A 24964-nucleotide genomic window follows, 5' to 3' on the forward strand; every position below is an offset into this window, starting at 1 on the left:
TGCCATGCTGACGTCGTCTTTGACCTTGACGGTAATCGATGAAATGTTCCGGTCGCCTGTAATTCGGTTCATGACGGCGGTATAAGGTGCCCACATGGTCAGTGTGTCGGATGGTCCGAAATTGGCATTCTGTTTTTCGGAAATGCCGATGATTTTCAGCGGCTGGCGGTTGAAGATGATGGTATTGCCGAGTATCTCTCCACCATGCGGAAACAGTTTTTCCTTGGTGTTCTGGTCGATCACGACGACGGCGCTGCCTTTTTTGACGTCTTCACGATTGAAGAAGCGGCCTTCTTCCGCTCCCAGCCCCTTGACATCGAAGTACTGTTCACCGACGCCTTGCAGTTGGGCAGTGACGGAAATGTTTTGCCATGTCAATGTTCCTGAGGAACTGACAGCCGGTGTCGCGCTGTCCACGTAGGTTTGTCGTGCAAGCAGATCGGAGTCATGAACGGTCAGGGTTTTGTATTTGCTGGAATTGCGGTCGCCGAAGCCGTGTCCCGGCATGATGACGATCGTGTTCGTTCCCATGGAATTGATGTCTGCAAGGATTTTTTCCTGCGAACCTTTGCCCAGCGCCACAACGGATACGACTGAGGCAATGCCGATGATAATTCCCAGCATGGTCAGAATGGAACGCATCTTGTGGGCGCGGATAGCCTGGATGGACATTCTGAATGCTTCCGAGAACTGATCCTTGAAGTACGCGAAAGTATTGCGGTTGTCTTCCTTGGGATGGTATTCCTGTGCGCTGTTTTTGTTCGGCTTGCGGCGTTCGTCCGCGATGATGGCGCCGTCCTTGATCTCGATGATGCGGTTTGCGTAATTGGCGACGTTCTTGTCGTGCGTGACCAGAATGATGGTGTGCCCCTTGTCGTTGAGGGTCTTTAAAATGGCCATGACGTTTTCGCCGCTTTTGGAGTCCAGCGCTCCGGTCGGTTCGTCGGCGAGGATGATGTCTCCGCCGTTCATGAGGGCACGTGCGATACTGACGCGCTGTTGCTGGCCGCCTGATAATTCGGATGGCAAGTGACTGGTACGGTTGCCGAGATCCAGATCGGCGAGCAGCTGATCGGCTCTGGCCAGACGTGCCTGCTGTTTCAGGCCTGAATAAATTGCAGGCAGTTCGACATTGGCTTCGGCGCTTAGCGTGGAAAGGAGATTGTAACGCTGGAAAATGAAGCCGATATATTGGCTGCGCAGCGATGCCAGCTGGTCCGGCGTCATGCCGGCGACGTTTTCACCAGCGATCTTGTAGTTGCCGGAGCTGGCGGTATCCAGACAACCGAGAATGTTCATCAGGGTCGATTTTCCCGAACCGGACTGGCCGATGATGGCCACGAAATCACCCGATTCGATATCCAGATCGATATCTTTCAGAACACGAACCTGATTTTCTCCGGTGCCGTAAATCTTGTTGATGCCGCGCAGTTCGATGATGTTCATGGTCAAATCCTCGGTCTGCGCATTCTGGAAGAACTACTGACTTGTTCACCCTTGATGACTTCGGACGATATGACGCGTTCGCCTTCGGCAAGTCCGGAGCGGATTTCGGTATAGACACCGTCGGATATGCCGACTTCGACTTCACGCCGTTCGACATTGTTGTCGTCGGAAAGCACACGTACGTAGTGTTTGTCCTGGCGTGATGTGATCGTGATACTGGGTACGATCAGTACGTTTTCTGCCGAGGTGACATGAATGGTGTTCTGGGTCATCATGCCGATACGGAGTTTGCCTTCGGGATTTTCGACATAGGCTCTGCCGTAGTAATAAACGGCTTCCGAGCTGGATGAACTGCTTGTGGATGTCGATGAACTTTTGTCGTAACTGCCGTCGGTCAGCGTGGTCAGTCCGGGGTCTATGGAGTCGAGCTTTGCCTTGAAGATCGTGTTCGGCTCGGACAGGATGGTGTAGGTCACATCCATGCCGGGTTTGACCTTGGTGATGTCGCCTTCGGAGATTTCGATATCGATTTCCATATCGTTGAGGTTGGCGATCTGGACGATCGTCGGCGTGGTCTGGTTGGCGTTGACTGTCTGTCCTTCTTCAACCGGAACGGAAACGATGGTGCCGTCCAGCGGAGCCCTGATCTTGGTGTAACCCAGGTTCGTTTCATCGGTATTGATGGCGATCTGGGTCTGTGTGATCAACGATTCCATTTCGTTGACATTGGCTTTTGCGGTGGCATAGGCGTTGCGTGCGTTTTCCAGGCTTTCCTGCGATGTGGAATTGGTTTTTATCAACACCAGTTCGCGGTCGTACTGTTTTTTGGAAATATTGAGAATGATTTTTCGTGCTTCAAGCTGTGCCTTGTAGTTGCTCAGCTTGGCCTTGTCTGTATTCAACGTGTTTTCCTGTGTCTGGGAGTCGATTTCGGCGATCATTTCACCCTGTTTGACTTCTTGCCCCAACACCACATAAAGTTTTTTGATCTGGCCGGAGACCTGGGCACCGACACTGACCAGATTTACGGCGGCGACTTCACCGGTTGCCTCGACGACCTGATTGATATTGCCGGAACGGACTCTTTCGGTCATGTAGGTGACGTCGTCTTCCTGTGTCATGATCCAGAACAACACGGCAGCGGCAATCAAAACGATAATCGTGGATGCACCGATCCAGATTTTGGGTTTTTTGAGTTGTTTTATCTTGTCTGGAATGTTCATGAAACTGGGCTCATTGCAATGTTGTGTCGTATCCGCTTTTTCCGGGAAAAGGCATACCGGAACGTATGTCGTTATGGTATGTCCATATTTTGTGGATATGCGGAAGTATAACGATTAACCTGTCTGAAATCATGTGATGAATTTAGTGTTTTTCAGACAAATGTGCATGCTATCCCACAACTTGTTACAAATAAAATAAAGTGAAATATCTTGTTGCCTTTATGTGGAAAATGCCGTTTTTCCTGGCAATCCGGGTTTCTTTCGGGTACTGTCTCCGGACGGTACGATCTCATGATCCGGCATATGGTGGATGTCTGGGCAGCACACAACAAATAATTATTTATCGGTAGCGCTTTTTTGAGTATGATGAGCGTTTTTTATGACGGATAAAACCGATATCCGTTTTTTCAGACTGAATTGCTGACTGGCCTTTTCATGAATTTTGTTTTGGTTTTGAAAGCCTTCATTATGGGAATCGTCGAAGGCTGCACTGAGTTTCTTCCCATTTCATCGACAGGGCATCTTATTCTTGCCGGTAGCCTGCTGGATTTTACAGGCGACAATGTCAAGGTTTTCTCGATCGCCATCCAGTCGGGCGCCATGTTGTCTGTCGTCTGGGTCTATCGTCAGAAGATAGTCAGTGTCGTCAGAGGAATGTTTACCAATTCACGTGATCGCAAGTTCGTTCTCAATCTGGTCGTCGCTTTTTTGCCTGCGGCCATTTTGGGCGTGTTGTTCAGTCGTGCCATACAGGATTTCCTTTTTTATCCCGCTCCGGTGGCCGCCGCATTTATCGCAGGCGGGTTGCTGATTATTTTCGTGGAAAAAAGGAATATGAAAAATCCTGTATCCCGAGTGGAATCGGTCGACGATATGACGGTCGTCGATGCCTTCAAGGTCGGATGTGCACAGGCTTTTGCGTTGATTCCGGGGACCAGCCGTTCCGGTGCGACGATTATCGGCGGGATGCTTTTCGGTTTGTCACGCAAGGCCGCGACGGAATTTTCCTTTTTTCTGGCGATGCCGACATTGTTCGGCGCTGCCGTCTATTCGATTTTCAAGGAACATGCACTGTTGACAGCATCGGATGTGCCGTTGTTTACGGTCGGAACCATTTCCGCTTTCGTTTCCGCCTTTTTCTGTGTTCGCTGGTTGTTGCGTTATATCAGTTCGCACAGTTTCATTCCTTTTGCATGGTATCGTATTGCTTTCGGTATTTTTGTTCTCGTAAGTGCTCACTATGGCTGGATTGCATGGGTGGAGTAAGTAGACGGGCAGAGTTTTGCATATATCAAATATAGGAGACAGTCAGGCGGTACCGGATCACGCTTCACGCGCGCTGGAAATATTGCGGACGGTTTTCGGTTATCCTGCGTTTCGTGGGCAACAACAGGACATTATTGCCCATATCACATCCGGCCATGACGCGTTGGTGCTTATGCCGACAGGGGGCGGCAAGTCGTTGTGTTACCAGATACCGGCGATGATCCGGCATGGCGTCGGGGTGGTCGTTTCTCCATTGATCGCCCTGATGCAGGATCAGGTCGATGCGTTGGAAACGGCGGGTGTCAGGGCCGCTTATCTGAATTCGACACAGTCTTACGATGAGGTGTTGCAAGTCGAACAGGCCGTGTTGAAAAACGAACTGGATTTGTTGTATATCGCTCCGGAAAGACTGGTGACTCCGAGGTGCCTTAACTGGCTGAAAAAGGCCGAAATTTCTCTTTTCGCCATCGATGAAGCCCATTGCGTTTCACAGTGGGGGCATGATTTCCGTCCGGAATATATCCAGCTGTCGGTGTTGCATGAGTGTTTCCCCGATGTACCGCGTGTGGCGTTGACGGCAACGGCCGACCGGCAGACTCGCGAGGAAATCGTCAGTCGTCTGAAGCTGGACAGTGCAAGGCAATTCATTTCATCCTTCGATCGTCCAAATATCCGTTACATCATCGTCGAGAAAGAAAACGCCCGTAGACAGTTGCTGGATTTCATCAGGACGAGGCATTCGGGACAGGCCGGTATCGTCTATTGTCTGTCCAGACGCAAGGTGGAAGAAACGGTTGCCTTTCTGACGGAACAACATATATCGGCATTGCCGTATCATGCTGGTCTGGATCATGCCGTTCGAGCCGAAAATCAGGCACGGTTTTTGAGGGAGGACGGTATCGTCATGGTGGCGACTATCGCTTTCGGTATGGGAATCGACAAGCCGGATGTCCGTTTCGTCGCACATCTGGATATGCCGCGAAGTATGGAAGGCTACTATCAGGAAACGGGGCGTGCAGGACGCGACGGACAGCCGGCGACGGCATGGATGGCCTATGGTCTTCAGGATGTGGTATTGCAGCGTCGCATGATCGATGAATCGGATGCCGATATGGTGCATCGCCGGATTCAGAAGGAAAAACTCGAGGCCTTGCTCGGTTTTTGCGAGTCGTTGACATGCAGGCGTGTCCGTTTGCTGGAATATTTCGGTGAATCGTCCGAACCGTGCGGCAATTGTGATGTCTGTCTTTCGCCACCGGTCGCGCAAGACGGTACGGAAGATATGCAAAAACTGCTTTCGACAATCTATCGTGTCGGACAGCGATTCGGCGCATTGCATGTGATTGATGTATTGCGCGGTATTCATTCGGAGCGGGTATTGCAGTGGCACCATCATGAGTTGTCGACTTTCGGCATCGGCAGGGGAAAAAGTGCGGCGGAATGGCGTTCCGTCTTGCGTCAGGCAGTTGCAGCGGAATATGTATTCGCCGATCATGATGAGTACAATGCGCTGAAATTGACTGAAAAGGCACGACCGGTTCTCAAAGGCGAGACGAAAGTTTTTTTGCGGCCGTATGTACGGCCAGACAAAAAACGCAAGACGTTGTCGATTACTACCGGTCAGCCAGCCTTGCCACCTCAGGAACAAAAACTCATGGAGCGGCTCAAGTGGTGGCGTATGGAAGTCGCACGTCGGCAGAACATGCCGGCTTATGTGATTTTGCAGGATGCGACATTACGCGAAATTGCAGTGATCAAACCGAAAACACCGGATGACCTTTTACATATTGCAGGCATGGGCAGCAAGCGGTTGTCCATGTGGGGGCGTGATATTCTGGAACTGGTCAGCGGGTTTGACGAGTCTTCTGACGAATGACGCGTTTTGCCTTGTCGTTTTTTTTGAAAGCCGGAGTTGCCTGAAAAAGGTGCTGTGAACCGGGTGCGACGTCGATCCGTATCCAGTCAGGCGTCAATCCCAGCGTACCCAGGCGATCTCGCCAGACGATTTCTTCGTGGCGCGATGTATTTTGGCCGTGAATAAGCAGGACACGTCCGGGATAACGTGAGATCAATGTATCCAGTTTTTGGCGGATTTCACGGAAACCGTCCCGCAAGGTAGCCGATGAATGTTCTTTTGGCATGGCGGCATATGGATTGCCGTCGCAAAACAGAACAATACCTTTGTAGTGATGACGGTTCGCCATGCGAAAAAGCCGATCTAGCCAGTTGCGGTTGGCGACGGTTCGATCCTCGAATTCATTGTTCCGGCCTGCGGCGGCAAGATAATGGTTGTTGTCGGACGGCATGTGCAGGGTAGCGAACAGGATGGAGTTTTTGAGCCAGTATGCGTTTTCCGGATAATTGGCGAACTGGTTTCCCAGTGATTGTCGCGTCAATGCAAGCGGTGTCATACCCAGTGAATCGGCACCATCGAAAAAGATTTGTTTCAGACGGATCAATCGTTCTATCGCCAGCGAGTCGCCATACCGGTTGCGGCAATTGACCCAGTCGGCGTTGGACAGTGACAACACGACCGGCAGATTCACGGAGTTGGCCAGTTCCTTGCGCTGGTAGTACAGCTCGTCGCTGCACGCTTCTTTTTCCGATTTGATGCCGTTGATGACGACGAAAGCAGGATGTGCATGAGCCAGCTTGCCGAATGCAGCTTCGAGTTTCGGTCCGTTATCGCGCAGTTGTGGCTGGCTCATGGCCAGAAAATGAAACGTATTGCCGGTTTCGGCAGCCTGTGCAGTTGCCGTGATGGCCAGCAGCAAAAAAAGAATCCATTTTTTCATGGCAGCCAACGAAAACGGAAAACCGGATACAGGAAGGACTGCCTGGCATCACGAGCGCTTGCACAGGCAGTCCGGATAATCGTTATGGTAGCAGGGATTGTAATTGTTTTTTCAGGTCATACAAAACGTTCAGGGCCTCGCGCGGAGAAAGTGTATCCGGATCGAGTTGTTGAAGTGAATCGACGACAGGCTGGAAACGGAAATCCTCCGTTTTTTCTTCGGCTTGTTCCGTATCGTCAGGTAATGGCGTCGCAAACAGACTGAGCTGGTTCTGGTCGATGATGAAATGGGATTCCAGTTCCGCCAGATGCTTGCGTGCGACCCGAATGACGGTGGCCGGAACGCCTGCCAGTTTGGCTACCTGAAGTCCATAGCTTTGCGAGGCAGGACCGGGTTCCACTGCGTGCAGGAAAACGATACGGTCCTTGTGTTCGATAGCAGACAGATGGACGTTGGCGGCTGTCGGACAAGTATCTGGCAGCTGCGTCAATTCAAAATAATGGGTGGCGAACAGGGTGAAACTGTTGTTGTGTTCAATCAGATGGTGTGCGATGGCCCATGCCAGTGCCAGACCGTCGAAAGTGGATGTGCCTCTGCCGATTTCATCCATCAGAACCAGTGATTGTTCTGTCGCGCCGTTGAGGATGGATGCGGCTTCCGTCATTTCGACCATAAAAGTGGAGCGGCCCCCGGCCAGATCGTCGGCTGCGCCGATACGGGTGAATATTCGGTCGATCGGTCCGATGACAGCGCGAGCGGCGGGAACGAAACTGCCGATATACGCCAGCAGCACGATCAGGGCGGTTTGGCGCATATAGGTGGATTTGCCCCCCATATTGGGACCGGTGATCAACAGGAATTTTCGGTTGGCCGACAGGTCGCAATCGTTGGCGATGAAGCGTTCGATCCGGTTTTCGATTACGGCATGGCGCCCCTGTTCGATATGAATGACTGGTTCTTCGACAAGTTCCGGTTTCGTCCAGCCCGATTTTACTGCGTGAAAAGCCAGCGCATTCAGGACATCGAGGAGGGCAGCATGCCGGGCGATTTGCTGCAAAGGTGCGATATAGGCCGTCAGATCCTGCAACAGTTGTTCATAGAGTGTTTTTTCAAGAGCCAGTGCCCTTTCGCGTGCCGAAAGCACCTTGTCCTCGAATGCCTTGAGTTCCGGCGTGATGAACCGTTCGGTGTTTTTGAGGGTTTGTCGGCGGCGGTAGTCGTCGGGGACTTTCGAGAGTTGGCCTTGTGTGACTTCGATATAAAATCCGTGTACCCGGTTATATTCCACACGCAGGTTGGCGATTCCGGTGCGTTCTTTTTCCCGTGTCTCCAGATCGACAAGAAACTGTCCAGCGTTTTCGGCGAGTGCACGCAGTTCGTCCAGATCGGCATTGAATCCCGGTGCAATAACACCGCCTTCGCGGATCATGGCCGAGGGTTCGTCGACAAGGGCATGTTCGAGCAGATCGAGGCAAGCTTGCGGAACGGCCAGATTGCGATAAATGTCTCGCAGCAGTGAAGAGTCATCTTCCATGACGCACTGATCCAGATAGGAACGCACACCGGGGAGTTGTTGCAATCCCGATCGCAAGGCTGTCAGATCACGGGGACGCGCCGAATACAGGGCGATGCGGGAAACGATGCGTTCGATGTCGGGAATGTTGGACAGTATGCTGCGCAAACCGTCAATAACGCAGGCGTCTGACAATGCCGTAATGACCGCATGCCGGGAACGGGCCACGGACTGTGTGCGGCAGGCATGATGCAACCAGTGCCTTAGGAGACGAGAACCCATGGCGGTTCTGCAATGATCCAGTTCCGCCAAAAGGGTCGGTGACTGGTTTTTGACGCTGTCGAATCGGATCGGCTCAGTCAGTTCAAGATTGCGCCGTGTCATGGCGTCCATGGCGATGTAATCGCTTTCCGTTTCGACGGACAGGTTACGGACATGGCGGAGATTTTGCGATTGTGTCGCATGGGCATATTTCAGAATGGCACCCACGGCTCCGAGCGCTGGGTTCAGTCCGGATGCACCGAATCCATCGAGCGTGGCGACGGCGAGCTGTTCCATCAATTCCTTTTCGCCGTTATCCCTGTCGAAATGCCAGGCCGGTACCGTTACGATACGCGCTGAAAAGCCTGCCAGACATTCCGGGTCGAATCCGTCTGGTACCAGAATTTCCGCAGCGCCAATACGTTCGGTTTCCTGTTGCAAACGGCTGGCAAAGGTTTTGTCATCGACAGTTATTTCACACAGCTTCAGTGAACCGCCGGAGAGTGAAAGCCATGCCATACCCAGTTGCCATTGCTTTTTGTTTTTCTGGCAACAAACCGCCAGTAACGGACGGTCGGCTTTTTCTGGCAAAAGGTTGGAGTCGGTCAGTGTTCCGGGAGTGACGATACGGACGACCTTGCGCTCGACTGGCCCTTTGCTGGTCGCGGGATCGCCGATCTGTTCGCATATGGCGACCGACTGGCCAGTGGCGATCAGTTTTGCGAGGTACTGATCCAGCGCATGGAAGGGAATGCCTGCCATGGCCACATTTTGTCCTGTCGATGATCTTTGCGTCAGGACGATGCCGAGAATTTGCGATGCCGTGACGGCATCTTCGAAGAACAGTTCATAAAAATCGCCCATCCGGTACAAGAGCAGCATGTCGGGATGTTCCGCCTTGATACGGAGATATTGCTGCATCATCGGTGTGTGCTTTGAAGATTCGGTAATGGCGTTTTTGCTGGAAGATGCTCGTCGGGATGGAGGGGTCATGGAATTGAAAAGCTGCTTTGCAAAGATATCCGACAGTGTAACCGATACGGTTTTCCATGTTAATGCAGCATCTGAAGCAGAAACAGAAAAGAGCGCACAAGGCGCTCTTTTCCGACATGTTCCCCGAAAGGGAAATCAGTTCTTGCTCTGGTCGACCAGTTTGTTCTTGGCCAGCCATGGCATCATCGAACGCAGACGGCTGCCGACCTGTTCGATCTGGTGTTCGGCAGTCAAGCGACGACGGGACAGCAGAACCGGTGCGCCTGCCTTGTTTTCCAGAATGAAGCTCTTGGCGTATTCGCCAGTCTGGATGTCTTTCAGGGCCTGACGCATGGCGTTCTTGCTCTGTTCGGTGATGACTTTCGGACCGGTGACGTATTCGCCATATTCGGCATTGTTGGAAATGGAGTAGTTCATGTTGCCGATGCCGCCTTCGTGGATCAGATCGACAATCAGTTTCAGTTCATGGCAGCATTCGAAGTATGCCATTTCCGGTGCATAACCGGCTTCGACCAGCGTTTCGAAACCTGCCTTGATCAGTTCGACGGCGCCGCCGCACAGAACGGCCTGTTCGCCGAACAGGTCGGTTTCGGTTTCTTCACGGAAAGTGGTCTGGATGATACCGGCACGGCCGCCGCCATTGGCCATGGCGTAAGACAGTGCGATGTCACGTGCCTTGCCGGATTTGTCCTGATAAACGGCGATCAGCTGCGGAACGCCACCGCCCTGGGTGTAGGTGCTGCGAACGGTATGGCCCGGTGCTTTCGGTGCGATCATGATGACGTCGAAGTCGGCACGTGGAATGACCTGGCCGTAATGGACGTTGAATCCGTGTGCGAAAGCCAGAACGGCACCCTGTTTGGCGACAGGTGCGACGCTTTCGTTATAGACTTCGGGAATGTTTTCGTCAGGCAGCAGCATCATGATGACGTCTGCATCCTTGACGGCATCCTTGACTTCCTTGACTTTCAGACCAGCGTTTTCAGCCTTGCTCCAGGAGTTGCCGCCTTTGCGCAGACCTACCGTAACATCGACACCGGAGTCATGCAGGTTCAGTGCATGGGCGTGTCCCTGGGAACCATAGCCGATGATGGCGACTTTTTTGGCTTTAATTAAAGACAGATCACAGTCTTTATCATAAAAAACGTTCATTATGCTTCCTAATCCTAATAAAAAAATACAACCGTTTACACTTTCAGAACACGTTCGCCACGACCGATTCCGGAGCCGCCGGAACGGACGGTTTCGAGAATGGCCGCACGGTCGATCGAATCGATGAATGCGTCGAGTTTTGCCTTGTCTCCGGTCAGCTCGACCGTATAGGCGCGATCGCTGACATCGATGATGCGTCCACGGAAGATATCCGTTGTACGCTTGATTTCCTCACGTTCCTTGCCGACAGCGCGGATCTTGATCAGCATCATTTCGCGTTCGACGAAATAGCCGTCCGTCAGATCGACCACCTTGACGACTTCGATCAGACGATTCAGATGTTTGGTGATCTGTTCGATGACGGCTTCCGAACCAATGGTGACGATCGTCATGCGAGAGAGAGTCGGGTCCTCGGTTGGTGCGACGTTCAGGGTTTCGATATTGTATCCGCGAGCGGCGAACAGGCCGACGACACGGGCAAGCGCGCCCGCTTCATTTTCCAAAAGAACAGAAATGATATGCCGCATTTTATTTGTCCTCCAGACTCATCAGCATTTCGGTCAGACCCTTGCCTGCCTTGACCATCGGCCAGACGTTTTCCGAGGAATCCGTCAGGAAATTCATGAATACCAGTTTGTCTTTCATCGAGAAAGCCTCGCGCAACGCGCCTTCCACATCGGCCGGTTTTTCGATCCGGAATCCGACATGACCGTATGCTTCGGCCAGCTTGTTGAAATCCGGCAGGGAAGCGACATAGGTTTCCGAGTAGCGTGACTCGTAGTCCAGACGTTGCCACTGGCGAACCATACCGAGGACACCGTTGTTGAGCATGATGATCTTCGGCGTCAGGTTGTACTGTTTGCAAGTTGCCAGTTCCTGAATGTTCATCTGGATGGAGCCTTCGCCCGTGATACAGGCGACGGTCGCACCCGGATTGGCCATCTGGATACCCATGGCATAGGGCAGACCGACACCCATCGTTCCCAGACCGCCGGAGTTGAGCCAGCGACGCGGCTTGTCGAACGGATAGTATTGTGCGGCCCACATCTGGTGCTGGCCGACGTCCGAAGCGATATAGGCATCACCCTTGGTGACTTCCCACAGTTTTTCGATCACGAATTGCGGTTTGATGATCTGGTCGGAATAGGCGTATTTCAGGCAATCTTTCTTGCGCCATTCATTGATCTGCGCCCACCACGGAGCCAGTGCCTGCGGATTGATCGAGCCGGCAGGTGCCGCATCGAGCTGTGCGAGCATTTCCTGCAGAACGTCCTTGACGTTGCCGACGATCGGAATATCGACCTTGACGCGTTTGGAAATCGACGAAGGATCGATATCGATATGGATGATCTTGCGGTCGACTTTCGAGAAGTGCTCGGGGTTGCCGATAACGCGGTCATCGAAACGTGCGCCGACTGCGATCAGGACATCGCAATGCTGCATGGCCAGGTTGGCTTCATACTTGCCGTGCATGCCTGGCATGCCGATGTATTTTTCACTGGATGCGCGATAGCCGCCCAGCCCCTGAAGGGTGTTGACGCATGGCATGCCCAGACGGTCGACCAGTTTGTTCAGTTCGGGTGCGGAGTCGGACAGGATGACGCCACCCCCTGCATAGACGAGAGGACGTTCGGCCTGAAGCATCATCTGGACGGCCTTGCGGATCTGGCCGGTATGTCCCTTGTCGATCGGTTTGTAGGAACGCATTTCGATTTCCTTCGGATAGTCGAAAATGCAGGATTGCATGCTGACATCCTTGGGAATGTCGATCAGGACAGGTCCCGGACGGCCTGTGGAAGCGATATAGAACGCTTTCTTGATGGTGACGGCCAGATCGCGGACGTCCTTGACCAGAAAATTGTGTTTGACGCAAGGACGTGTGATACCGACGGCGTCACATTCCTGGAATGCATCGGAACCGATGGCGTGGGTGGCAACCTGGCCGCTGATCAGTACGAGCGGAATGGAGTCCATATAGGCGGTGGCCAGTCCCGTGACGGCATTGGTGACGCCCGGGCCGGATGTCACCAGTGCGACCCCGACCTTGCCGGAACTTCTTGCGTAGGCATCTGCCGCATGGACGGCAGCCTGTTCATGACGGACAAGAATATGCTTGAATTTGTCCTGCTTGTAGATGGCGTCGTAAATATAGAGGACGGCACCACCGGGATATCCGAAAACGTGCTCTACTCCTTCTTCGGCCAGGCTCCTGACAAGGATGTCGGAACCTGTCATTTCTAAACTCATAATTCTTTCCTTTCAAGGTCCACTGGAAATTGATCGGATGCTCTTTCCTGACGAAACCGGAATTGCAAAGGGCAATTCTCTCATTCTATTGCGAAACACAGCAAAACAAGTATCAATTTCTCGCGCTTGTGGCGCGGGTCAGAGCAAACAGCTTTCAAAACAGCAAAGCAAGTTTTCACGACAGGCGGCATGATGGACACCATGTGAGAAAACGATCCGCCGCAGGGTAATGCAGCGGCTAGCAGATAATCGCTTTCGATATTTTGATCAAGCGCTACTCAATTTTACAAATTTACAATACTTCGGCAATTGTATAAAACAAGTAATTTTACACCACTATCTGCACAAGCAGGTTTTTCTTTGCTAGCATGTGCACCTGTTTGACGTGGCCGGACGCCGCGTCTTATTTATTTCTGTATGGCTGGGTTTCCTGCCAATTCGCATGGCAACGGACAAAGAATTATCTGACTTTCTGGCAAGCATCGAAAAACGGGCGTTCAAGCAGGCTGTCTATGCAGTCAGGCGTGATGAAACGGCTTTGGACATCGTTCAGGATGCGATGATCAAGCTTGCGGAAAAATACGGTGACAGACCGGCTTCGGAATTGCCGATGCTGTTTCAGCGTATCCTTCAGAATACGATCAGCGATTTTTTCCGGCGTGAGAAGGTCAGGAACACCTGGGTCAGCCTTTTTTCGAGCATGTCGGCCAACAGTGACGATGACGATTTCGACTTGCTCGATGTTTATCAGGGCGATGAAGGCAATGAAGTGGTGGAATCGTCCGCCGACAAGCTCGAACGGGCACAGGTATTGACAATTATCGAAGAGGAAATCGAAAAATTGCCGGCCCGTCAACGGGAAGCGTTTTTGATGCGTTACTGGAATGATATGGATGTCGCGGAAACGGCAGAGGCGATGAATTGTTCCGAAGGGAGCGTCAAGACGCATTGTTCGCGTGCGGCTCATGCGCTGGCAAAAGCGCTCAAGGCAAGAGGGATTGAGCTATGAACATGAATGAGGAAAATTTCGCTTACAAGGTGCGCCATGCATTGAACGAAAAACTCGATGATATGCCCGACACTATCGTGCAGCGGCTTGAACAGGCACGTCTGGCGGCACTCGGCCGCAAGAAGACGACGCCACTTTATGCGAATGTTTTTCAGCAGGTGTTTGCCGGTGTGACCGGTGGTTTTTCTGGCGGCTCCTCATGGAGGACGAAGCTGGGACTTGGACTGCCTGTGCTGGTGCTGGCGGTCGGCCTGACAGGTATATTCCATTATGAACAACAGCGGCAGATTCGGGAAATCACGGATATAGACATCGCCGTCTTGTCGGATGAGTTGCCGCCGTCCGCTTATGCGGATACCGGTTTCAGGGCCTATGTCGCTGACAAATCGTAAACCGGGGTTTGTGGAATGAGCGAAGGGCATCGTTCTGGCAGGAAGAGGCTTCCCTTGTGGGGGGCTGTAGCGGTGATTCTGCTTGCCGTTGCAGTCGGCGCGGTTTATGCCCTTTTGCCGATGGATGGCCTGCGGGCATTTTTCGGCATGGAACAGGCATGTGAGAAAACGGAAGCCGCCGATTCATGGGACAGTCTGACGCCTGCCGAGAAAGAGTCGCTGGCACCGCTTGAAAATACATGGGGACAGTTAAGCCCGGCACAGAAAAAGAAATGGCTGGCGATTGCGCACAAGATGGAAAATATGTCTCCGGAGAAAAGACAGCGTTTCCGGAATCATATCCGGGACTGGTTGGGCATGACGCCAGAACAGCGGCGGCTGGCCAGACAGAATTATCTGGGATTCAGAAAACTCGATCCGGAACACAAGTCGCAAAAGTGGCAGGAATACCAGAAATTGCCGGAAGAAAAAAAACGGGCGCTGGCGGAAAGAGCAAGAATGAAACGGCGTTTGACCAGACTGGACGGCGAACAAAGTGACAATGCTGTCGTCGAGCCGCTCAAACAGCGTTCGGGAAAAAGCGCGCATTCACAAGACGAGATGCCGGAATACTGGCGTTAGCGTTCCGGCTTGCCCGTCATCATTTTTCCATCACGGATTTCAATGACACGATGGCATTTTGTCGCGATTTCCATGTCATGCGTTACGAGCACCAGTGTCATGCGATGTTCCCTGTGCATAGCGAACATCAGTTCGATAATGTCTTGTCCTGTTTTGGTGTCGAGATTGCCGGTCGGTTCGTCGGCGAACAGAAGCGGCGGTTCAGTGATGAAGGCACGTGCCAGTGCGATGCGCTGCTGTTCTCCGCCGGAAAGGTATCTGGGATAATGTCGTGTACGTGATGACAGTCCGACACGTTCCAGCAGGGAACTTGCCCGTGCTGCCGCGTCCGGGGCACCTTGCAGTTCCAGCGGCAGCATGACGTTTTCCAGTGCAGTCAGATGCGGCAGCAGCTGGAATGACTGGAATACGAAACCCAGCAATTTTTTCCGCAGCATGGCGCGTTCATCTTCGTTCATGGCGAAAATATCGATGCCGCACAATCTGACGGTTCCTGCTGTCGGTGTATCCAGACCTGCCAGAAGGCTTAACAGCGTCGTTTTTCCGGAACCGGAAGCGCCGATGATGGCGACGGTTTCATTTTCCGGAATGCTGAAATGGATGTCTTGCAAGATGGTGAGCGTATCGGTCGCATCCGCAACCGTTTTGTGCAGATGGACGGCCTCAATGGCAGGATGATGGAGACAAGGAGTGTTTTGCATGGAGATATCGGGTATCTTCTGGCACAAGTTGCCGGTATTTCATTGGCGGCATGTCGTTGCCGTCCTGTTTTTATTATGTCTTTTTTCCGGACATCCCGCCTGGGCTGCACAAAAGACAGTGTTGGTATTGGGAGACAGCCTTTCGGCAGGGTATGGTCTGGAAAAGGGAACCGGCTGGGTCGATTTGCTGGGAAAACGGCTGAAAAAGGATTATCCGGAAATCACGATCGTCAATGCCAGCATCAGCGGTGATACGTCCAGCGGTGGCAGGGCAAGGTTGCCTGCCTTGCTTAAACGGTATGCGCCTACGGTCGTGGTGATCGAGTTGGGGGCCAATGACGGATTGCGTGGTTTTCCTGTCAAATCGATATATGACAATTTGCTGGCCATGGTGGAGATGGTGAAGAAGCAGAAAGGAACAGTTTTGCTTCTGGGGATGCAGATTCCTCCCAATTACGGACAAGCCTATACACGTGATTTCGCCGGTGTGTATTCCGCGCTAGCGAAAAAGGGCAAGGTATCTCTGGTGCCTTTTTTCCTGAAAGGGGTGGCCGAACGTGACGATTTGTTCCAGAGCGACAATATTCACCCGGTAGCCGAGGCACAACCTGTCATGCTGGACAATGTGTGGCCTTTTCTCGAACCGTTGCTGAAATGAACGGTCAGGCGTTGTTGCCGTTCTGAAGGCGACGGCGTCGCAATTCCTGCGGGGTGGCGGCCAGCGGGCGGTAGATTTCGATACGGTCGCCTTCGCCCAGGACGGTATCGAAAGTTTTTTTCTTGCCGAAAATGCCGACCTGTCCTTCTTTGACGGTGATGGACAGTTCTTTTTCAATGCCGCTTTGCCGGATGGCATCGATCAGCCGGGTGCCTTCGGCAACGGTCATGTCGATCATGATCTGACGATCCGTTTCAGCATAACAGACCTGAACGGCGACCGGTTGTCCGGCGGATATATTTCTGTTATCCATGGATTTTCCGTGCACGCTCGCAAAAAGAATCTACCAGACTGTTGGTGACCATATCGAAAACAGGTCCCAGCAGTTTTTCAAGAAAGAAATGTGAAAATTCGTAATTCAGGTACAGCTCGACGCGGCAACGGTTGTCATCCAGCGCACTGAATGTCCATTGCCCGTCCAGCCGGCGGAATGGGCCACGGATGAGTTTCATCCGGATGGATGACGGTTCGGTATGGGTGTTGCATGTCGTGAAACTTTGCGTGATGCCGCAAAAGTTCAGGAAGATGGAAGCGACTACCGTCTGTCCATCCGGATCACGCTGGATTTCGACCCGGTCACACCATGGCAGAAAGGAAGGGTAGCTTTCCATGTCGTTGACCAGTGCATACATTTGCGCTGCGCTGTAATTGAGCAATACCGATTTGTGTACGATCGTCATCTGGACGTGAGTGATTTTGATAAAATCGCTATTTTATACAAGGAAGCGTGTGCGTTTATGACTATTGCCGATAATAAAAAAGCATTTCACGATTATTTTATCGAAGAACGCTTTGAAGCGGGTATGGCGCTGGAGGGCTGGGAAGTCAAGTCCATCCGCGCAGGCCGGGTGCAACTCAAAGAGGCGTATGTCATTGTCCGCGCAGGCGAGATATTTTTGTTTGGGGCACATATCAGTCCGTTGCCGACGGCATCGACGCATGTCAAACCGGATCCGGTTCGCGACAGGAAATTGCTGATGCATGCATCCGAGATCAACAAGTTGATCGGCAAGGTGGAACGTGCCGGTTATACGCTGGTGCCGCTCAACCTGCATTTTTCCAAGGGGCGAATCAAGTGCGAAATCGGTCTGGCCAAAGGCAAAAAGCAGTATGACAAACGGGAAACCGAGAAAGCACGCGACTGGCAACGCGAACAGCAGCAGATCATGAAGCAGAACCGGCGCTGACAAAATGCCGGAGATGCCGCATCAGTCCTGTGCTTCCTTTATCCAGGCCATCAGGATGGCTTCGAGGATTCTTTCATTGGAACGGTTGGGGTCGTCGTCGAACCCGTCCAGACGGCAAATCCAGTCGTGCAGATCCGTGAAGCGGACACTCAGAGGATCGGTATCCGGATAACGATCGGTCAGTTCTTCGGCGATTCTTTGGGTATCGGACCATTTCATAATACGGTTTTCCACAGGTTTGTCAGCGGTTTTCGCTGACGAGATTGATGGTGTATTTCGGTATTTCGACCGTCAGGTCTTCTTCGCCGACTTTTGCCTGACAGGAAAGACGTGATTCTGCTTCCAGCCCCCATGCCCTGTCGAGCATGTCTTCTTCCTTTTCGCTCATTTCCGAAAGCGAGGAAAATCCCTTGCGGATGATGACATGGCAGGTACTGCATGCACCGCATTTTCCGCAAGCGTGTTCGATTTCGATATGGTTGTCCAGAAGGGCATCGCAAATCGACTGACCTGAACGGGCGTCAATGACCGCACCATCCGGACAAAGTGCCTCATGGGGCAATACTGTAATTTTTGGCATGTTGTCTCCGGTAAATTCAGATAACGTCCTTGATCGCCTTGCCGGAAAGAGCTTTCCGGATACTGCGGTTCATGCGTCTGGCGGCGAATTGTTCAGTACCTTTTGTCAAGGCCTCGACTGCATCGTGCAGGACGGTTGCCGAGTCGCCTTGCAGATGTCGGCGTGTATCGGCAATGAGTTGTTCGATTGTCGCGCGTTCCGTTTCGTCCAGAAGATCGCCATCGGTATTCAATGCCGTTTCCGTTGCCTGGATCGTACGTCTGGCCTCGACCTGTTCTTCCTTCAGGGCGCGCAGCTGCATGTCGTTTTCGGCATTTTTTCCGGATTCCTCAAGCATTTTGACGATTTCCATATCGGTCAGGCCGTAGGATGGCTTGACGGTGATGGATGCTTCAGTACCTGAAATGGTTTCTCGCGCCGAGACGGAGAGCAGACCGTCGGCATCGACCTGAAAGGTGATGCGGATACGAGGAACGCCGGCTGCCATCGGCGGGATACCGCGCAATTCGAAGCGTGCCAGTGAGCGGCAATCATCGACCAGTTCGCGTTCGCCTTGCAGGACGTGAATGGCCAGTGCGGTCTGTCCGTCCTTGAAGGTCGTGAATTCCTGTGCATAGGTGCAGGGAATGGTAGAGTTTCGCGGAATGATCTTTTCCACCAGTCCTCCCATGGTTTCAATGCCCAGGGAAAGCGGTGTGACATCGAGCAAAAGCCAGTCGTCGCCAGGCGCGCGGTTTCCTGCCAGAAGATTCGCCTGTGTGGCGGCACCGAGTGCCACGACCTTTTCCGGGTCGATCGAAGCGTGGGGTTTTTTGCCGAACAGTTTTTGTATTTGCCGTCGGATATGCGGCATTCGTGTGGCGCCACCAATCAGAATGACACCATCGATGTCGGGGACGGTGAGTCCTGCGTCACGAATGGTTTTCTTGACTTGCTGCATGGTTTTGCAGACAAGCGGATGGGTCATCTGTTCAAAGGCACGGGCGGTCAGTTCCAGATTGATTTTTTCGCCTGACGAAAGAATGGTGTTGATGGTTACTCGCGCACGTGCTGACAGGCGTTCTTTCGCTTCGCGGGCTTTGGTCATCAGCTGTTGCTTGTCTTCGGGAGAAAGCGGTTTGAGGTGTGCTTTTTCGATGATCCAGCAGAATATGCGGTGGTCGAAATCGTCGCCGCCCAGTCGGGAGTCGCCACCGGTGGCCAGTACTTCGAAAACACCCTTGTTCAGTTTCAGAATAGAAATGTCGAATGTTCCGCCACCGAGATCGTATGCGGCATAAATACCTTCCGGCGCATTGTCCAGACCATAGGCGATCGCAGCGGCTGTCGGTTCGCTCAGGAGACGCAGGACATGAATGCCTGCGAGTTTTGCGGCGTCCTTGGTAGCCTGACGTTGTGCGTCGTCGAAGTAGGCGGGCACGGTAATGACCGCTCCGGCAAGCGGCTCGTCAAATGCATCTTCGACACGGTATCTGAGTCTGGCAAGAATTTCGGCAGAGACCTCGACCGGGCTTTTTTCTCCGGCTACCGTGGCGATTCTGACCATGCCGGGATGATCGACGAACTGGTAGGGCAGGCTTTCGAGGTTGGTGATATCCGAGAGTGTGCGTCCCATCAGACGTTTGACAGATGCAATGGTATTTTTCGGATCGCTGTTTTGCGCCTGTCTGGCGGCATAGCCGACTTCGGTGTGCCCGTCAGCGAAATAACGGACGACAGAGGGCAGCAATGGCCGGCGCTGTTCGTCTTCCAGTACTTCAGGAATACTGTTGCGGACAGTCGCGACAAGCGAATGGGTCGTGCCGAGATCGATACCGACGGCAAGACGGAACTGGTGGGGAGCCGCGGACATGCCGGGTTCTGCAATCTGGAGAAGTGCCATGTTCAGTTTGTGGAGTCAGGACCGTCAGCGAACCGGCTGATTTCCTCGCCGAATTTTTCGAGGAACATCAGTTTCCGTGTTTCACGGGCAGCCTGTTCGAATTGGTGTTGGTTCAGGAATGTTTCAAGGCATTGCAGGCATTCTTCGCGCGATTGCCTGCGTTGTTCATCGAGCGCATGCAACACATGGCGGTCTCCGGAGTCGCGCGCTTCTTCCAGGGTCTCACGCCATTGCATCTGTTGCATCAGAAAGTCCGGATCCATGGATACGTGCGTTTCTTTCCGTACGTTATAACCGTTGATTTCGCACAGATAGATGGCGCGTCTGAGTGGATCACGAAGGGTCTTGTAGGCGTCATTGGCCGTCGCCGCCCATTGCATGGCAGCCCGTTTTTCCGTTTCGGTTGCCGTCACGAAACGGTCCGGATGTACCAGATGCTGTATTTTGCGGTAAGCCTCATCGAGCATGGTGCGATCGACGGCGAATTGTACCGGCAGACCGAAAAGTTCGAAATGGTTCTGCATGACGAAGATGACCGGTTCAAACCCTGAAGCTGTTGCCGCAACCGCAGGTGTCTTTTACATTCGGGTTACGGAACTTGAAACCTTCGTTCAAGCCTTCGCGGACGAAATCGAGTTCCGTGCCGTCCAGATAGGGCAGGCTTTTCGGATCGACGAAAATCCTGACGCCGTTCGATTCGAAAACCGTATCGTCCGTACCCGGTTCGTCGACATATTCGAGTTTGTAGGACATGCCTGAACAACCGGTTGTCTGAACACCGAAACGCAAGCCGATACCTTTGCCGCGGCGTTCCAGAAAGCGGGTGACGTGTCTGGCAGCCTTTTCTGTGAGTGTAATTGCCATGATGGTTTCCGTCCTTTCATGCCTCGTTCTTTTTTTCCTGGCGTTTGCGATAGTCGCTGATCGCCGCCTTGATGGCATCTTCGGCCAGAATCGAGCAGTGAATCTTGACCGGGGGCAATGCCAGTTCATCAGCGATGTCCGAATTCTTGATTTGCAGGGCTTCATCCAGTGTCTTGCCCTTGACCCATTCCGTGACCAGCGAACTTGATGCGATGGCGGAACCGCATCCGTAAGTCTTGAAACGGGCGTCCTCGATTTTGCCTTCGGAATTGACCTTGATTTGCAAACGCATCACGTCGCCACATGCCGGTGCGCCGACCATGCCGGTTCCGACGGTGTCGTCATCCTTGTCGAAGCTGCCGACATTGCGCGGGTTTTCATAGTGATCGATGACCTTGTTAGAGTATGTCATGGTGTTCTCCGGTGACCGTTTCAGTGGGTGGCCCACTGAATGGTGTTGATGTCGATACCTTCCTTGTACATGTCCCACAGTGGGGAAAGTTCACGCAGTTTGGCGACCTGTGTCTTGACCAGTTCGATGGCGAAGTCCACTTCTTCTTCTGTCGTGAAACGGCCGATCGTGAAACGGATCGAGCTGTGTGCCAGTTCATCGCTTCTGCCCAGTGCACGAAGCACGTAGGACGGTTCCAGGCTGGCGGATGTGCATGCCGAACCGGACGAGACGGCCAGTCCTTTCATGGCCATCATCAGTGATTCGCCTTCGACATAGTTGAAGCTGACGTTGAGGTTGTGCGGAATGCGGTGAACCATGTCGCCATTGAATACGACGGCTTCGATCTGCGACAGGCCGTCAGCCAGCCGTTTGGCCAGTATGCGGATACGTGCGATTTCCGAAGGCATTTCTTCGCGTGCGATGCGGTAGGCTTCGCCCATACCGACGATCTGGTGAGTGGCCAGCGTGCCGGAACGCATACCGCGTTCATGACCGCCGCCATGCATTTGCGCTTCCAGACGGATACGAGGGCGACGGCGGACAAACAGGGCACCGATACCTTTCGGTCCGCAAATCTTGTGTGCAGTCAGCGTCATCAGATCGACTTTCGTTTTTTGCAGGTCGATTTCCATTTTGCCGGCAGCCTGTGCGGCATCGCAGTGGAAAACAATGCCCTTGCCACGGCAAAGTTCGCCGATTTCGTCGATCGGCTGGATGACGCCGATTTCGTTATTGACCATCATGACTGATACCAGGATCGTATCGGGACGAATGGCTTTTTCCAGTTGTTCCAGCGTGATGAGGCCGTTTTCCTGAGGATCGAGGTAGGTTGCTTCAAAACCTTCACGTTCCAGCTCGCGGAAAGTATCAAGAACGGATTTGTGTTCGGTCTTGACGGTGATGATGTGTTTTCCCTTGGTCTTGTAAAAATGTGCTGCTCCCTTGATTGCAAGGTTGTTTGCTTCCGTGGCGCCGGATGTCCAGACGATTTCACGGGCGTCAGCATTGATCAGTGCGGCGACATGACCACGTGCTTCTTCTACGGCCTTTTCCTCTTCCCATCCGTACATATGGCTGTTGGAGGCGGGATTGCCGAATTTTTCGCACAGGTAGGGAATCATTTTTTCGGCGACACGCGGGTCGACAGGTGTAGTCGCCGAATAGTCCATGTAGACCGGTCGCGAGGCGTCCTTCGTGAAATCCTTCAAGATGCTGCATTGTGTAGGTTGTACCGTGGTGTTCATGCTGTGTTTTATCCTTTATTTCGCCGTTTTCGCGTACATTCCGATATGGCCAGTGTGCTGGTTTTGCGTTGCCGTCACGGCTTTCGTACCTGAAAGATCCGATAAGGTGACGGATTCCAGATAATCGATGATTCTTTCATTGAGGCTGGCCCACAAGTTATGGGTGACGCATTTGATGCTGCCTTTTCCACAGTTGCCGTTGCCGCCGCAGCGCGTGACGTCCAGCGGTTCGTCCACGGCAAAGACAATGTCGGCAATCGTGATGTCGCCGGCGTCTCTTGCCAGAACGTATCCCCCGCCGGGGCCACGGATGGATTTGACCAGATTGCCACGCCGGAGTTTGGAAAACAGCTGTTCCAGATAGGCAACGGAAATATCCTGCCGTTCGCTGATACCGGCCAGCGATACCGGTCCGCCCTGCTGGTACCGGTTGACATCGATCATGGCCGTTACGGCGAAACGCCCTTTGGTGGTCAGTCTCATAAAATCGTGACGGTGTGTTTATTAGTTGAATATTTTAGTCAAGTATAGCAAAGGACACAGAACTCTGCCAGCGGGCTTTTTTCGTAAAACGGGATGACAATATGTTACGCGGGTGGACGGAAAGGACACTGTATGTGGCCTTTCCGTTCGGGACGGGATCAGGGTGCGAAAGAGGAGCCGCAACCGCATGTGGTTGTGACATTCGGGTTGCGGATGACGAACTGTGCGCCGTCAAGGTCTTCCTTGTAATCGATCTCGGCGCCGACAAGGTACTGGTAGCTCATGGGATCGATCAGCAGCTGGATACCGTTTTTCATCATGGTCGTGTCGTCTTCGTGGGCGTTTTCGTCAAATGTGAAGCCGTACTGGAAGCCGGAACAGCCTCCGCCCTGGACGAACACGCGCAATTTCAGGTTGGGGTTGCCTTCTTCGGCGATCAGTTCAGCGACTTTACGTGCGGCGCTGTCGGTGAAGATGAGCGGTGCCGGCATTTCTTGATTGTCACTCATTATTTACTCCGGAATGAAAAGATGGGCACATTATAAACAGGATGCGGGATTTGTGTTTGCAACATGTCACGGCAATACCGGAACCTGCTTCAGACCGGTGGTTTCATCCAGTCCGAACATCAGATTCATGCACTGGACGCCTTGTCCGGCCGCTCCCTTGACCAGATTGTCTTCCACGACAAGGATGACCAGTGTATTACCGTTGCCTGGACGGTGTACGGCGATACGCAGGTAGTTCGATGCACGGACCGAACGGGTTTCAGGATGCGATCCTGCAGGCAGTACATCGACAAACGGATCGTTACGGTAATGCGTTTCATACAGTTTCTGGAAATCTGTGTCGCGCGATTCCGGAAGCAGGGTTGCGTACAGCGTGGAATGAATGCCGCGGATCATGGGGGTCAGATGCGGTACGAAGGTCAGGCCGATTTCACGGGTGTTTCGGGTGATGGCTTTCAGTCCCTGGACGATTTCAGGAAGATGGCGGTGGCCCTTGACACCATAGGCATGGAAGTTGTCGGACGATTCCGCAAAAAGTGATCCGACAGAAGCGCGGCGACCTGCACCCGAAACGCCGGATTTGCAGTCTGCGATGAGTCTCGATTCGTCAACCAGTGGTTTGTCCTGGCTCAAAAGCGGCGCAAAACCCAGCTGGACCGATGTGGGATAGCAGCCCGGCAGGCCGATTACACGTGCGTTCCGGATGGCATCACGATTGACTTCAACCAGACCGTAAATCGCTTCGGTCAGAATATCCGGGCATGCGTGTGGCATGCCGTACCATTTTTCGAATTCAGCCGTGTCTTTCAGACGGAAGTCTGCTGCGAGATCAATGATTTTGACATGGTGTGCAAGCAATTCCCTGGCGTGTGACATGGCAACGCCGTGCGGTGTGGCGAAAAAGACGACATCGCAGTCATTCAGCGCCGATTCCTCCGGCGAGGTGAAGGACAGATCGACAATGCCACGCAATGACGGAAACATATCGGCGACGTGTGTGCCCTTGTCGCCCCGTGATGTAATGGCCGTCAGTTTGACATTCGGGTGTGCGGAAAGAATACGCAGAAGTTCGACGCCGGTGTAACCTGTGCCGCCGACGATGCCGACTTTGATCATGATAGCCTCACAGAAGAAGTTGACAGAAACATGCCGCCTATTTTAGCGGGAATACCGGTATTTTGCCCGGTTACTGCATACAGAAAAAAAGCCGCCCGGCAATGCCGGACGACTTCATGAAACAGCCATTTACAATATCCGTTCGGTATTGTATGAAATGGATTAACGTTTGGAGAACTGTTTTGCACGACGTGCCTTGCGCAGGCCGACTTTCTTACGTTCGACTTCGCGTGCGTCACGGGTGACGAAGCCAGCCTTGGACAAGGCCGGTTTCAGACCGATGTCGTAATCGATCAGTGCGCGGGTGA

28 protein-coding genes are annotated in these 24964 nt (G+C 52.9%); 7 read left to right on the plus strand and 21 right to left on the minus strand.

From position 1 onward, the window contains the following. Together NAI64_RS08700 and NAI64_RS08705 are read right to left on the minus strand one after the other, a co-directional pair. Positions 1-1446, minus strand: a 1446-nt coding sequence (locus NAI64_RS08700) for an ABC transporter permease (protein ID WP_269299678.1), incomplete at its 3' end; no start/stop codon positions are given. A 2-nt stretch (positions 1447-1448) separates the two neighbouring features. Then, a complete protein-coding gene (locus NAI64_RS08705) occupies positions 1449-2669 on the minus strand; it encodes an efflux RND transporter periplasmic adaptor subunit (protein ID WP_269299680.1) in 1221 nt (406 codons plus the stop codon). Between the two features lie 435 nt (positions 2670-3104). Between NAI64_RS08705 and NAI64_RS08710 the strand changes: the two genes are divergently transcribed. Beyond that, entirely contained in the window at positions 3105-3935 is an 831-nt protein-coding gene (locus NAI64_RS08710) for an undecaprenyl-diphosphate phosphatase (protein ID WP_269299681.1), read from the plus strand. Between the two features lie 16 nt (positions 3936-3951). Then, the gene (recQ, locus tag NAI64_RS08715) at positions 3952-5811 is read left to right on the plus strand and encodes a DNA helicase RecQ (protein WP_407946928.1); all 1860 of its coding nucleotides are present in this window, start codon (positions 3952-3954) and stop codon (positions 5809-5811) included. Here the strand turns inward: recQ and NAI64_RS08720 are convergent. The 5 genes from NAI64_RS08720 to NAI64_RS08740 all read right to left on the minus strand — a co-directional run bounded on the left by NAI64_RS08720 (position 5780) and on the right by NAI64_RS08740 (position 12896). Then, positions 5780-6730, minus strand: coding sequence for a hypothetical protein (locus tag NAI64_RS08720; protein ID WP_269299683.1), 951 nt, complete (start codon positions 6728-6730; stop codon positions 5780-5782). The genes recQ and NAI64_RS08720 overlap by 32 nt on opposite strands. An 82-nt stretch (positions 6731-6812) precedes the next feature. Beyond that, positions 6813-9497, minus strand: coding sequence for a DNA mismatch repair protein MutS (mutS, locus tag NAI64_RS08725; RefSeq protein ID WP_269299684.1), 2685 nt, complete (start codon positions 9495-9497; stop codon positions 6813-6815). 135 nt (positions 9498-9632) lie between these two features. Beyond that, complete coding sequence (gene ilvC, locus NAI64_RS08730; protein ID WP_269299686.1) at positions 9633-10649, minus strand: ketol-acid reductoisomerase; 1017 nt, start codon at positions 10647-10649, stop codon at positions 9633-9635. Between the two features lie 35 nt (positions 10650-10684). Then, on the minus strand, positions 10685-11176 hold the full coding sequence (gene ilvN, locus NAI64_RS08735) for an acetolactate synthase small subunit (protein ID WP_269299688.1): 492 nt from the start codon (positions 11174-11176) through the stop codon (positions 10685-10687). Between the two features lies 1 nt (position 11177). Further along, complete coding sequence (locus NAI64_RS08740) at positions 11178-12896, minus strand: acetolactate synthase 3 catalytic subunit (RefSeq protein WP_269299689.1); 1719 nt, start codon at positions 12894-12896, stop codon at positions 11178-11180. A 442-nt stretch (positions 12897-13338) separates the two neighbouring features. On the opposite strand from NAI64_RS08740, the gene NAI64_RS08745 reads away from it, so the two are divergent. Genes NAI64_RS08745 through NAI64_RS08755 form a run of 3 tightly spaced genes read left to right on the plus strand, consistent with a single transcriptional unit; the run spans position 13339 to position 14918 of the window. Then, positions 13339-13905 (plus strand): RNA polymerase sigma factor, encoded by a 567-nt coding sequence (locus NAI64_RS08745; protein ID WP_269299691.1) that lies wholly within the window; start codon positions 13339-13341, stop codon positions 13903-13905. Positions 13906-13907: 2 nt separating this feature from the next. Continuing rightward, a complete protein-coding gene (locus tag NAI64_RS08750) occupies positions 13908-14297 on the plus strand; it encodes a DUF3619 family protein (protein WP_331282624.1) in 390 nt (129 codons plus the stop codon). 15 nt (positions 14298-14312) lie between these two features. Then, positions 14313-14918 (plus strand): DUF3106 domain-containing protein, encoded by a 606-nt coding sequence (locus NAI64_RS08755; protein WP_269299695.1) that lies wholly within the window; start codon positions 14313-14315, stop codon positions 14916-14918. On the opposite strand, the gene NAI64_RS08760 is transcribed toward NAI64_RS08755, so the two are convergent. Beyond that, entirely contained in the window at positions 14915-15619 is a 705-nt protein-coding gene (locus NAI64_RS08760) for an ABC transporter ATP-binding protein (RefSeq protein ID WP_269299697.1), read from the minus strand. The two genes, NAI64_RS08755 and NAI64_RS08760, sit on opposite strands and share 4 nt — an antisense overlap. On the opposite strand from NAI64_RS08760, the gene NAI64_RS08765 reads away from it, so the two are divergent. Continuing rightward, complete coding sequence (locus NAI64_RS08765) at positions 15618-16277, plus strand: arylesterase (protein ID WP_269299699.1); 660 nt, start codon at positions 15618-15620, stop codon at positions 16275-16277. The two genes, NAI64_RS08760 and NAI64_RS08765, sit on opposite strands and share 2 nt — an antisense overlap. 4 nt (positions 16278-16281) lie before the next feature. On the opposite strand, the gene NAI64_RS08770 is transcribed toward NAI64_RS08765, so the two are convergent. Next, on the minus strand, positions 16282-16590 hold the full coding sequence (locus NAI64_RS08770) for an RnfH family protein (RefSeq protein ID WP_269299701.1): 309 nt from the start codon (positions 16588-16590) through the stop codon (positions 16282-16284). Beyond that, the gene (locus tag NAI64_RS08775) at positions 16583-17017 is read right to left on the minus strand and encodes a type II toxin-antitoxin system RatA family toxin (RefSeq protein WP_269299703.1); all 435 of its coding nucleotides are present in this window, start codon (positions 17015-17017) and stop codon (positions 16583-16585) included. The genes NAI64_RS08770 and NAI64_RS08775 overlap by 8 nt, the downstream gene beginning before the upstream one ends. Positions 17018-17074: 57 nt before the next feature. On the opposite strand from NAI64_RS08775, the gene smpB reads away from it, so the two are divergent. Next, positions 17075-17524 (plus strand): SsrA-binding protein SmpB, encoded by a 450-nt coding sequence (gene smpB / locus NAI64_RS08780; RefSeq protein WP_269299705.1) that lies wholly within the window; start codon positions 17075-17077, stop codon positions 17522-17524. A 21-nt stretch (positions 17525-17545) separates the two neighbouring features. Here smpB and iscX read toward each other — a convergent pair whose 3' ends face one another. From iscX to rpsI, 11 genes are all read right to left on the minus strand, one after another. Continuing rightward, the gene (gene iscX / locus NAI64_RS08785) at positions 17546-17743 is read right to left on the minus strand and encodes a Fe-S cluster assembly protein IscX (RefSeq protein WP_269299707.1); all 198 of its coding nucleotides are present in this window, start codon (positions 17741-17743) and stop codon (positions 17546-17548) included. A 22-nt stretch (positions 17744-17765) separates the two neighbouring features. Further along, positions 17766-18104 (minus strand): ISC system 2Fe-2S type ferredoxin, encoded by a 339-nt coding sequence (gene fdx / locus NAI64_RS08790; protein ID WP_269299709.1) that lies wholly within the window; start codon positions 18102-18104, stop codon positions 17766-17768. A 16-nt stretch (positions 18105-18120) separates the two neighbouring features. Then, entirely contained in the window at positions 18121-19986 is a 1866-nt protein-coding gene (hscA, locus tag NAI64_RS08795) for a Fe-S protein assembly chaperone HscA (protein WP_269299711.1), read from the minus strand. Positions 19987-19988: 2 nt separating this feature from the next. Then, positions 19989-20510, minus strand: a complete 522-nt coding sequence (hscB, locus tag NAI64_RS08800; protein WP_269299713.1) for a Fe-S protein assembly co-chaperone HscB — start codon at positions 20508-20510, stop codon at positions 19989-19991. Between the two features lie 16 nt (positions 20511-20526). Next, positions 20527-20850 carry an iron-sulfur cluster assembly protein IscA gene (gene iscA, locus NAI64_RS08805; RefSeq protein WP_269299715.1) on the minus strand — a complete coding sequence of 108 codons (324 nt, stop codon included), beginning with the start codon at positions 20848-20850 and terminating at the stop codon, positions 20527-20529. A 16-nt stretch (positions 20851-20866) separates the two neighbouring features. Continuing rightward, complete coding sequence (iscU, locus tag NAI64_RS08810; protein ID WP_269299717.1) at positions 20867-21262, minus strand: Fe-S cluster assembly scaffold IscU; 396 nt, start codon at positions 21260-21262, stop codon at positions 20867-20869. A 20-nt stretch (positions 21263-21282) separates the two neighbouring features. Beyond that, positions 21283-22548: an IscS subfamily cysteine desulfurase gene (locus NAI64_RS08815; protein WP_269299719.1), complete on the minus strand. Its 1266-nt coding sequence runs from the start codon at positions 22546-22548 to the stop codon at positions 21283-21285. A 15-nt stretch (positions 22549-22563) separates the two neighbouring features. After that, positions 22564-23031: an Rrf2 family transcriptional regulator gene (locus NAI64_RS08820; RefSeq protein ID WP_269299721.1), complete on the minus strand. Its 468-nt coding sequence runs from the start codon at positions 23029-23031 to the stop codon at positions 22564-22566. 158 nt (positions 23032-23189) lie between these two features. Beyond that, entirely contained in the window at positions 23190-23540 is a 351-nt protein-coding gene (gene erpA / locus NAI64_RS08825; protein WP_269299723.1) for an iron-sulfur cluster insertion protein ErpA, read from the minus strand. Between the two features lie 66 nt (positions 23541-23606). Next, positions 23607-24656 carry an N-acetyl-gamma-glutamyl-phosphate reductase gene (gene argC / locus NAI64_RS08830; RefSeq protein WP_269299725.1) on the minus strand — a complete coding sequence of 350 codons (1050 nt, stop codon included), beginning with the start codon at positions 24654-24656 and terminating at the stop codon, positions 23607-23609. Between the two features lie 162 nt (positions 24657-24818). Further along, positions 24819-24964 (minus strand): 30S ribosomal protein S9 (rpsI, locus tag NAI64_RS08835; RefSeq protein WP_269299729.1); only part of this gene is annotated, 146 nt, incomplete at its 5' end.

It is taken from the genome of Oxalobacter paeniformigenes, from assembly GCF_027158465.1.
In the GTDB taxonomy this organism is placed as follows: Bacteria; Pseudomonadota; Gammaproteobacteria; order Burkholderiales; family Burkholderiaceae_D; genus Oxalobacter; species Oxalobacter paeniformigenes.